Annotated in this window: 8 protein-coding genes; all 8 read left to right on the forward strand. The window is 64.2% G+C overall.

Annotated features, from left to right (window positions below; all coding sequences use genetic code 11):
- The first annotated feature begins 86 nt into the window (after positions 1-86).
- The 8 genes from nuoG (at position 87) to nuoN (ending at position 10,251) form a co-directional block, all read left to right on the forward strand.
- Entirely contained in the window at positions 87-2,816 is a 2,730-nt protein-coding gene (gene nuoG / locus BVH03_RS06395; protein ID WP_075960396.1) for an NADH-quinone oxidoreductase subunit NuoG, read from the forward strand.
- Positions 2,813-3,805, forward strand: a complete 993-nt coding sequence (gene nuoH, locus BVH03_RS06400; protein ID WP_013791405.1) for an NADH-quinone oxidoreductase subunit NuoH — start codon at positions 2,813-2,815, stop codon at positions 3,803-3,805. The genes nuoG and nuoH overlap by 4 nt, the downstream gene beginning before the upstream one ends.
- A 154-nt stretch (positions 3,806-3,959) precedes the next feature.
- Complete coding sequence (gene nuoI / locus BVH03_RS06405; RefSeq protein WP_075960397.1) at positions 3,960-4,508, forward strand: NADH-quinone oxidoreductase subunit NuoI; 549 nt, start codon at positions 3,960-3,962, stop codon at positions 4,506-4,508.
- Complete coding sequence (gene nuoJ, locus BVH03_RS06410; RefSeq protein WP_027905360.1) at positions 4,508-5,017, forward strand: NADH-quinone oxidoreductase subunit J; 510 nt, start codon at positions 4,508-4,510, stop codon at positions 5,015-5,017. Before nuoI ends, nuoJ begins: the two co-directional genes overlap by 1 nt.
- The gene (nuoK, locus tag BVH03_RS06415; protein ID WP_027905359.1) at positions 5,014-5,322 is read left to right on the forward strand and encodes an NADH-quinone oxidoreductase subunit NuoK; all 309 of its coding nucleotides are present in this window, start codon (positions 5,014-5,016) and stop codon (positions 5,320-5,322) included. Before nuoJ ends, nuoK begins: the two co-directional genes overlap by 4 nt.
- On the forward strand, positions 5,319-7,166 hold the full coding sequence (nuoL, locus tag BVH03_RS06420) for an NADH-quinone oxidoreductase subunit L (protein WP_075960398.1): 1,848 nt from the start codon (positions 5,319-5,321) through the stop codon (positions 7,164-7,166). Before nuoK ends, nuoL begins: the two co-directional genes overlap by 4 nt.
- A 41-nt stretch (positions 7,167-7,207) precedes the next feature.
- Positions 7,208-8,737: an NADH-quinone oxidoreductase subunit M gene (gene nuoM, locus BVH03_RS06425; RefSeq protein ID WP_075960399.1), complete on the forward strand. Its 1,530-nt coding sequence runs from the start codon at positions 7,208-7,210 to the stop codon at positions 8,735-8,737.
- A gap of 26 nt (positions 8,738-8,763) precedes the next feature.
- On the forward strand, positions 8,764-10,251 hold the full coding sequence (gene nuoN, locus BVH03_RS06430; protein ID WP_075960400.1) for an NADH-quinone oxidoreductase subunit NuoN: 1,488 nt from the start codon (positions 8,764-8,766) through the stop codon (positions 10,249-10,251).
- Positions 10,252-10,399 lie beyond the last annotated feature (148 nt).

The following is a 10,399-nucleotide window of genomic DNA, read 5'->3' on the forward strand; positions in this document are numbered from 1 at the left end:
CGCGATGGCGCCGTCCGGCCCAGGTCGTTGAAGAGAATTCCCTTAGCCCGTCCACCTCACGGTGGGCAAACGAAGACTGAAGAAAAATGGCCACTATCCACGTAGACGGCAAAGATCTCGAAGTCGATGGTGCGGACAACCTGCTGCAGGCCTGTCTGTCCCTTGGTCTCGACATCCCCTACTTCTGCTGGCACCCGGCGCTCGGCAGCGTTGGCGCCTGCCGCCAGTGCGCGGTGAAGCAGTACACCGACGAAAACGACAAGCGCGGCCGCCTGGTCATGTCCTGCATGACGCCGGCCACCGACAACAGCTGGATCTCCATCGACGACGAAGAGGCCGTGGCCTTCCGCAAGAGCGTCGTCGAGTGGCTGATGACCAACCACCCCCATGACTGCCCGGTCTGCGAGGAAGGCGGCCATTGCCACCTGCAGGACATGACGGTGATGACCGGCCACAACGCCCGTCGCTATCGGTTCAGCAAGCGCACCCACCAGAACCAGGAACTCGGCCCCTTCATCGCCCATGAGATGAACCGCTGCATCGCCTGCTACCGCTGCGTGCGCTACTACAAGGATTACGCCGGCGGCACCGACCTGGGCGTCTACGGTGCCCACGACAACGTGTACTTCGGCCGCGTCGAAGACGGCACCCTGGAAAGCGAATTCTCCGGCAACCTGGTCGAGGTCTGCCCCACCGGTGTGTTCACCGACAAGACCCACTCCGAGCGCTACAACCGCAAGTGGGACATGCAGTTCGCCCCGAGCATCTGCCATGGCTGCTCCAGCGGCTGCAACACCAGCCCGGGTGAGCGCTACGGCGAAGTGCGCCGCATCGAGAACCGCTTCAACGGCTCGGTGAACCAGTATTTCCTCTGCGACCGTGGCCGCTTCGGCTATGGCTACGTCAACCGTGAAGACCGTCCGCGTCAGCCGCTGATGATGCTCAGCAAGATGAAGATGGGCCTGGACGCCGCACTGGATCAGGCCGCTGCCCTGCTCAAGGGCCGCAAGGTGATCGGCATCGGTTCGCCGCGTGCCAGCCTGGAGGGCAACTTCGCCCTGCGCGAGCTGGTCGGCGCTGGCAACTTCTACTCCGGTATCGCCGCGGCCGAGCAGGCCAACATCGGCCTGATCCGCGACGTGCTGCAGAACGGCCCGCTGCCGGTGCCGACCCTGCGCGACATCGAGAGCCACGACGCGGTGTTCGTACTTGGTGAAGACCTCACCCAGACCGCCGCCCGCGTCGCCCTGGCCCTGCGCCAGTCGGTCAAGGGCAAGGCCACCGAAATCGCCGCTGGTGCGAAGATCCAGGATTGGCACATGGCCGCCGTGCAGAACGTCGCCCAGCACGCGCTCAATCCGCTGTTCATTGCCAGCGTCACCGCCACCCGCCTCGACGACGTCGCCGAGCAGTGCGTGCACGCCGCGCCCGATGACCTGGCGCGCATCGGCTTCGCGGTGGCCCACGCCATCGACCCGAGCGCCCCGGCCGTCGAAGGCCTGGAAACCGAGGCCGGTGAGCTGGTGCAACGCATCGCCGAGGCGCTGGTGGGCGCCAAGCGCCCGCTGATCGTTTCCGGCGCCTCGCTGGGCAATCGCGCGCTGATCGAGGCCGCTGCGAACATCGCCAGCGCCCTGAAGAACCGCGAGAAGAACGGCTCCATCAGCCTGGTGGTGCCGGAAGCCAACAGCATGGGCATGGCCCTGCTGATGGGCGAGCAGTTCGCCGGCAACAACCTGGACGACGCCCTCGAAGCACTGACCTCCGGTCAGGCCGACGCCCTGGTGGTACTGGAGAACGATCTCTACCACCGCGCCGATGCCGGCCGTGTGGACGCCGCCCTGGCAGCCGCCAAGGTGGTGATCGTCGCCGATCACCAGAGCACCGCGACCACCGCCAAGGCGCACCTGCTGCTGCCGGCTGCGAGCTTCGCCGAAGGCGACGGCACCCTGGTCAGCCAGGAAGGCCGCGCCCAGCGTTTCTTCCAGGTCTATGACCCGTCCTACTACGACGCCAATATTCTGGTGCGCGAAGGCTGGCGCTGGCTGCATGCGCTGCACAGCACGCTGCACAATCGCGTCGTCGACTGGACCCAGCTCGACCAGGTCACCGCTGCCTGCGCCGACAGCTCCGCACAGTTGGCCGGTATTCGCGATGCTGCGCCAAGCGCCTCGTTCCGCATCAAGGGCCTCAAGCTGGCCCGCGAACCGCATCGCTACAGCGGTCGTACCGCCATGCGCGCCAACATCAGCGTGCACGAGCCGCGTCAGCCTCAGGACAAGGACAGCGCCTTCGCCTTCTCCATGGAAGGCTACTCGGGCAGCAAGGAAGACCGTCAGCAGATCCCGTTCGCCTGGTCACCCGGCTGGAACTCGCCTCAGGCCTGGAACAAATTCCAGGATGAAGTCGGTGGTCACCTGCGTGCCGGCGACCCCGGCGTGCGCCTGATCGAAGCCAAGGGCGCAAGCCTGGGCTGGTTCAGCGCACCGACGGCCTTCAACCCGGCCCAGGGCACCTGGCAGGCCGTGCCGCTGCATCATCTGTTCGGCAGCGAGGAAATGTCCTCGCGCGCCGCGCCGATCGCCGAACGCACACCCGAAGCCTACGTGGCGCTGGCCAAGGATGAAGCCGATCGCCTCGGCGTCAACGACGGCGCACTGCTGCAACTGAGCGTCAACGGCCAGAACCTGCGCCTGCCGCTGCGCGTCACTGAGGAGCTGGGCATCGGTCTGGTCGGCCTGCCGGTCGGCCTGGCTGGCATTCCGGCCGCCGTCGCTGGTGCGACCGTGAGCAACATTGGGGAGGCCGCGCAATGAGTTGGCTGACTCCACAGTTGCTCGACATCATCCAGGAAGTGCTCAAGGCCATCGTCATCCTGCTTGCCGTGGTGGTGTGCGGTGCGCTGCTGAGCTTCGTCGAACGCCGCCTGCTCGGCTGGTGGCAGGATCGCTACGGCCCTAACCGGGTCGGCCCGTTCGGCATGTTCCAGCTGGCTGCGGACATGCTCAAGATGTTCTTCAAGGAAGACTGGACGCCGCCGTTCGCCGACAAGCTGATCTTCACCCTGGCGCCGATCATCGCCATGGGCGCCATGCTGGTGGCCTTCGCGATCATCCCGATCACCCCCAACTGGGGCGTGGCGGACCTGAACATCGGCATTCTGTTCTTCTTCGCCATGGCAGGCCTGTCGGTGTACGCCGTGCTGTTCGCCGGCTGGTCGAGCAACAACAAGTTCGCCCTGCTCGGCAGCCTGCGTGCCTCGGCCCAGACCATCTCCTACGAGGTGTTCCTGGCCCTGGCGCTGATGGGCATCGTCGCCCAGGTCGGCTCGTTCAACATGCGCGACATCGTCGATTACCAGGCCCAGAACCTGTGGTTCATCATCCCGCAGTTCTTCGGCTTCTGTACCTTCTTCATCGCCGGCGTGGCCGTGACGCACCGTCACCCCTTCGACCAGCCGGAAGCGGAGCAGGAGCTGGCCGACGGTTACCACATCGAATACGCCGGCATGAAATGGGGCATGTTCTTCGTCGGTGAATACATCGGCATCGTGACCATCTCCGCGCTGCTGGTGACCCTGTTCTTTGGTGGCTGGCACGGCCCGTTCGGCATCCTGCCGCAGATCCCGTTCTTCTGGTTCGCGATCAAGACCTGCTTCTTCATCATGATCTTCATCCTGCTGCGCGCCTCGATTCCGCGCCCGCGGTATGACCAGGTCATGGCCTTCAGCTGGAAGTTCTGCCTGCCGCTGACCCTGATCAACCTGCTGGTGACCGGCGCCGTCGTGCTGGCCACGGCCCAGTAAGAGGAGATTTACAAAGCAGCGAACGAAGGTCAGGCAAGGCGAAGTCCGCCGAAAAAGCGGAGTGTACGAGTAGTACATGAGCATTTTGAGGTGGACTTCAACGCAGCATGGCCGAGTGCAGCAATTTGTAGATTTCCTCGTAGGAGAAAGAGCGATGTTCAAATACATATGGGACGTACTGGTCGGCACCGGCACGCAATTGCGCAGCCTGGCCATGGTCTTCGGCCATGGCTTTCGCAAGCGCGACACCCTGCAATACCCGGAAGAACAGGTCTACCTGCCGCCGCGCTACCGCGGCCGCATCGTCCTGACCCGCGACCCCGACGGCGAAGAACGCTGCGTAGCCTGCAACCTGTGCGCCGTGGCCTGCCCGGTAGGCTGCATTTCGCTGCAGAAGGCGGAAACCGAAGACGGCCGCTGGTACCCGGACTTCTTCCGCATCAACTTCTCGCGCTGCATCTTCTGCGGCCTGTGCGAGGAAGCCTGCCCGACCACCGCGATCCAGCTCACCCCGGATTTCGAAATGGGCGAGTTCAAGCGTCAGGACCTGGTGTACGAGAAGGAAGACCTGCTGATCTCCGGCCCCGGCAAGAACCCGGACTATAACTTCTACCGCGTGGCCGGCATGGCCATCGCCGGCAAGCCGAAAGGCGCCGCGCAAGACGAAGCCGAGCCGATCAACGTCAAGGGGTTGTTGCCATAATGGAATTCGCCTTCTACTTCTCCGCAGGGGTCGCGGTTGCTTCGACCTTCGGCGTGATCACCGGCAAGAACCCGGTGCATGCCCTGCTCTACCTGATCATCTCGCTGCTCGCCGTGTCCATGGTGTTCTTCAGCCTCGGCGCGCCGTTCGCCGGCGCCCTGGAGATCATCGTCTACGCCGGCGCCATCATGGTGCTGTTCGTGTTCGTGGTGATGATGCTCAACCTCGGCCCGGCTTCGGTACAGCAGGAACGCACCTGGCTGACCCCGGGCATCTGGATCGGCCCGGCGTTGCTTTCCGCGCTGCTGCTGGGTCAGCTGTTGTACGTGCTGTTCGCCGTCCCGAGCGGCGCCACCATCGGCCACACCACGGTCGATGCCAAGGCCGTGGGCATTCACCTGTTCGGCCCTTATCTGCTGGCCGTCGAGCTGGCGTCCATGCTGCTGCTGGCCGCACTGGTCGCCGCCTATCACCTGGGCCGTAACGACATCAAGGATGCTACGCCATGAACGGTATTCCAATGGAGCACGGCCTGGCGCTGGCCGGCGTGCTGTTCAGCCTCGGCCTGGTCGGCCTGATGGTGCGCCGCAACATCCTGTTCGTGCTAATGAGCCTGGAAGTGATGATGAATGCCGCCGCCCTCGCCTTCGTGGTCGCTGGTGCGCGCTGGGGCCAGGCTGACGGGCAGATCATGTTCATTCTGGTCATCGCCCTGGCCGCCGCCGAAGCGAGCATCGGCCTGGCGATCCTGCTGCAGCTGTATCGCCGCTTCCACACCCTCGATATCGACGCAGCCAGCGAGATGCGCGGATGAACCTCCTATTCCTGACCCTACTGTTCCCATTGATCGGCTGGTTCATCCTGGCCTTTTCCCGCGGCCGCCTGAGCGAAGGCGCTGCCGCCATCGTCGGTGTCGGCTCGGTCGGCCTGTCGGCCCTGACCACCGCCTGGATCATGTGGCAGTTCAACGTCGCGCCACCGGCAGACGGCGTTTACACCCAGACCCTGTGGCAGTGGATGAGCGTCGACGGCCTGGCGCCGAGCTTCACCCTGTACCTGGACGGCCTGTCGCTGACCATGCTCGGCGTGGTTACCGGCGTGGGCTTCCTGATCCACATGTTCGCCAGTTGGTACATGCGTGGTGAAGAGGGTTACTCGCGTTTCCTCTCCTACACCAACCTGTTCATCTTCAGCATGCTGCTGCTGGTGCTGGGCGACAACCTGATGACCCTGTTCTTCGGGTGGGAAGGCGTGGGCCTGTGCTCGTACCTGCTGATCGGCTTCTATTACAAGCACGTGCCCAACGGTAACGCGGCGCTGAAGGCGTTCATCGTCACCCGGATCGGCGACGTGTTCCTGATGATCGGCCTGTTCCTGCTGTTCCTCAACCTCGGCACCCTGAACATCCAGGAGCTGATGGTGCTGGCCCCGCAGAAGTACGCAGCCGGCGATACCTGGCTATGGCTGGCGACCCTGATGCTGCTCGGCGGCGCGGTCGGTAAATCCGCCCAGTTGCCCCTGCAGACCTGGCTGGCCGACGCCATGGCCGGCCCGACTCCGGTTTCTGCACTGATCCACGCCGCCACCATGGTCACCGCGGGCGTCTATCTGATCGCCCGTACCAATGGCCTGTTCCTGTTGACCCCGGAGATTCTCGAGCTGGTCGGCATCGTCGGTGGCGTGACCCTGGTGCTGGCGGGTTTCGCCGCCCTGGTACAGACCGACATCAAGCGCATCCTCGCCTACTCGACCATGAGCCAGATCGGCTACATGTTCCTGGCCCTGGGCGTTGGCGCCTGGGACGCGGCGATCTTCCACCTGATGACCCACGCCTTCTTCAAGGCGCTGCTGTTCCTCGCCTCCGGTTCGGTGATCCACGCCTGCCACCACGAGCAGAACATCTTCAAGATGGGCGGCCTGTGGAAGAAGCTGCCGCTGGCCTATGCCAGCTTCATCGTCGGCGGCTCGGCCCTGGCGGCGCTGCCGCTGATCACCGTGGGCTTCTACTCCAAGGACGAGATTCTCTGGGAAGCCTTCGCCAGCGGTAATTCCGGCCTGCTCTACGCCGGCCTGCTGGGCGCCTTCATGACCTCGATCTACACCTTCCGGCTGATCTTCATCGCCTTCCATGGCGAGCAAAAGACCGACGCCCATGCCGGTCATGGCATCGCCCACAACCTGCCGCTGATCGTGCTGATCGTGCTGTCGACCTTCATCGGCGCCTGGATCACCCCGCCGCTGGCTGGCGTGCTGCCGCAGAGCGCCGGCCATGCCGGTGGCGAGGCCAAGCACAGCCTGGAAATCGTCTCGGGCTGCATCGCCCTGGCCGGTATCCTGTTAGCAGCGATGCTGTTCCTCGGCAAGCGCAATTTCGTCAGCGCCGTCGCGGGCAGCGCGCCGGGTCGGTTCCTGTCGGCCTGGTGGTTCGCCGCCTGGGGCTTCGACTGGCTTTACGACAAGATTTTCGTGCAGCCCTACCTGTTCTTCTGCCGAGTGCTCGCCCGTGACCCGATCGACGGTGCCATCGGCATCGTCCCGCGCCTGGCGCGTGGTGGTCATGGCGTACTGAGCCGCAGCGAAACCGGGCATCTGCGCTGGTACGCCATCTCCATCGCCGGGGGCGCCGTGCTGGTGCTCGCTGCCGTGCTGCTGGCCTGACCGATGATCCCGAATACTTTTTCTAAGGAAACTCGCCCGTCATGATTCTGCCTTGGCTAATCCTGATTCCCTTTATCGGCGGCCTGTTGTGCTGGCAGGCGGAGCGCTTCGGCGGAACCCTGCCGCGCTGGATCGCGCTGCTGACCATGTCCCTGCTGTTCGGCCTCGGCCTTTGGCTGTGGGGCACCGGTGACTTCAGCCTCGCGCCTGCGCCGGGTGCCGAGCCACGCTGGGCCCACGAATTCCAGGTACGCTGGATCGAGCGCTTCGGCATCAGCATCCATCTGGCGATGGATGGCCTGTCGGTGCTGATGGTCACCCTCACCGGCCTGCTCGGCGTGCTGTCGGTGCTCTGTTCGTGGAACGAGATCCAGAACCGCGTCGGCTTCTTCCACCTCAACCTGATGTGGATTCTCGGCGGTGTGGTCGGCGTGTTCCTGGCCATCGACCTGTTCCTGTTCTTCTTCTTCTGGGAAATGATGCTGGTGCCGATGTATTTCCTCATCGCGCTCTGGGGTCATAGCGGTAGCCCTGGCAAGAGCCGCATCAACGCGGCCACCAAGTTCTTCATCTTCACCCAGGCCAGCGGCCTGGTGATGCTGGTGGCGATCCTTGGCCTGGTGTTCGTGCACTTCAACCAGACCGGCGTGTTCACCTTCAACTATGCCGACCTGCTCAAGACCGAGCTGTCCGAAGGTACCGAATACTTGCTGATGCTGGGCTTCTTCATCGCCTTCGCGGTGAAGTTCCCGGTGGTGCCCTTCCACTCCTGGCTGCCCGATGCCCACGCTCAGGCACCGACCGCAGGCTCGGTGGACCTCGCCGGTATCCTGCTGAAAACCGCCGCCTACGGCCTGCTGCGCTTCTCGCTGCCGCTGTTCCCGAATGCCTCGGCGGAGTTCGCGCCGATCGCCATGTACCTGGGCGTGTTCGCGATCATCTACGGCGCCCTGCTGTCGTTCGCGCAGACCGACATCAAGCGCCTGGTGGCCTATTCCAGCGTGTCGCACATGGGCTTCGTGCTGATCGCCATCTACTCGGGCAGCCAGATCGCCTTGCAGGGTGCGGTGGTGCAGATGATGGCCCACGGCCTTTCGGCTGCGGCGCTGTTCATCCTCTGCGGCCAGCTGTACGAGCGCCTGCACACCCGCGACATGCGCGAGATGGGCGGCATCTGGGCACGCATGTCCTGGCTGCCGGCGTTGAGCCTGTTCTTCGCGGCTGCGGCACTGGGCTTGCCGGGCACCGGCAACTTCGTCGGCGAGTTCCTGATCCTGATCGGCAGCTTCAAGGCCGCACCGTGGGTCACCGTGATCGCGGCGACCGGCCTGGTACTGGGCTCGGTGTACTCGCTGATCATGATTCACCGCGCCCACTTCGGCCGGGTGAAGAACGACAGCCCGCTGCCGGGCCTGCAATTTCGTGAACTGAGCATGGTGCTGTGCCTCGCGGTGCTGCTGATCCTGCTCGGCGTTTACCCGCAGCCGGTGCTCGACACCTCTGCCGCCAGCATGCAAGGCGTGCAGCAGTGGTTCAGTGGCGCTCTCGATCAACTCGCCTCGGGCCGGTAAGGGTTAAATCTATGGAACATCATGCTGTGCAATTCACCACCCAACACCTGATCGCCCTGCTGCCGCTGCTGGTCACCTGCGCCACCGTGGTGGTGGTCATGCTGGCCATCGCCTGGAAACGCAGCCACGCGATGACCTTCGTGCTCTCGGTGATCGGCCTCAACGCGGCGCTGCTGTCACTGCTGCCGACCCTTGGCGTCACCCCGCTGCAAGTCACCCCGCTGATGCAGATCGACACCTTCGCCTGTTACTACATGGCGCTGGTGCTGATCGCGACGCTGGCTTGCGTCACCCTCACCCATGCCTACCTGGGCGAGGCCAAGGTCAATGACGGGCAGACCAAGGGCTACCCGCGCAACCGCGAAGAAATGTACCTGCTGCTGCTGCTCTCCGCGGCCGGTGGCCTGGTGCTGGTCAGCACCGAGCACCTGGCAGGGCTGTTCATCGGCCTGGAACTGCTTTCGGTGCCGACCTACGGGATGATCGCCTACGCCTATTTCAACAGGCGGTCGCTGGAAGCCGGCATCAAGTACATGGTGCTGTCGGCCGCCGGCAGCGCCTTCCTGCTGTTCGGCATGGCGCTGCTGTATGCCGACGCCGGCAGCCTGAGCTTCGCCCAGATCGGTGCCAGCCTGGCTGCTGCCAGCGGCAGCCAGCTGGTGCAGATCGGTATCGGCATGATGCTCATCGGCCTGGCGTTCAAGCTGTCCATGGTGCCCTTCCACCTGTGGACGCCGGACGTATACGAAGGCGCTCCGGCGCCGGTGGCCGTCTTCCTGGCCACTGCCAGCAAGGTCGCCGTGTTCGCCGTGCTGCTGCGTCTGTACCAGCTCTCCCCGGCCACCGCCGGCGGCTGGCTGAACGACCTGCTGACGGTCATCGCCATCGCCTCCATTCTGTTCGGCAACCTGCTGGCTCTGGTGCAGAACAACCTCAAGCGTCTGCTCGGCTACTCGTCGATCGCCCACTTCGGTTATCTGCTGGTGGCGCTGATCGCCAGCAAAGGCCTGGCCGTGGAAGCCATCGGCGTGTACATGGCCACCTACGTGCTGACCAGCCTGGGCGCCTTCGGGGTGATCACCCTGATGTCGACGCCCTACAACGGCCGTGACGCCGACGCACTGTACGAGTATCGCGGACTGTTCTGGCGTCGCCCGTACCTGACCGCGGTGCTGACCGTGATGATGCTGTCGCTGGCTGGTATCCCACTCACTGCAGGATTCATCGGCAAGTTCTACGTGATTGCCGCGGGTGTGCAGGCGCAACTGTGGTGGCTGATCGGTGCGCTGATCCTGGGTAGCGCCATCGCGGTGTTCTACTACCTGCGCGTGATGGTCACGCTGTTCCTCAACGAGCCGAACCTGCAGCGTCACGATGCACCGTTCAACTGGGGCCAACGTGCCGGCGGCATCATGTTGATGCTGGTCGCAGCCCTGGCCTTCGTGCTCGGCGTGTACCCGCAGCCGCTGCTGGATCTCGTTCAGCAGGCCGGCCTGGCCACTGCCGCGCTCTGATCCGATTGGCGTCCATGGAAAAACGGCTGCCTCAGCAGACTGTGTGAAAACCTAGCAGTCCGAGGGTGAGTTGAAGACAATGCCTCTATCGGTTGATAGGGGCATTGTCGTTTATGGGTTATATCCAGGGCGAAGGTCGCGGGCAAAG

This window comes from Pseudomonas sp. PA15(2017) (genome assembly GCF_001945395.1).
GTDB lineage: Bacteria > Pseudomonadota > Gammaproteobacteria > Pseudomonadales > Pseudomonadaceae > Aquipseudomonas.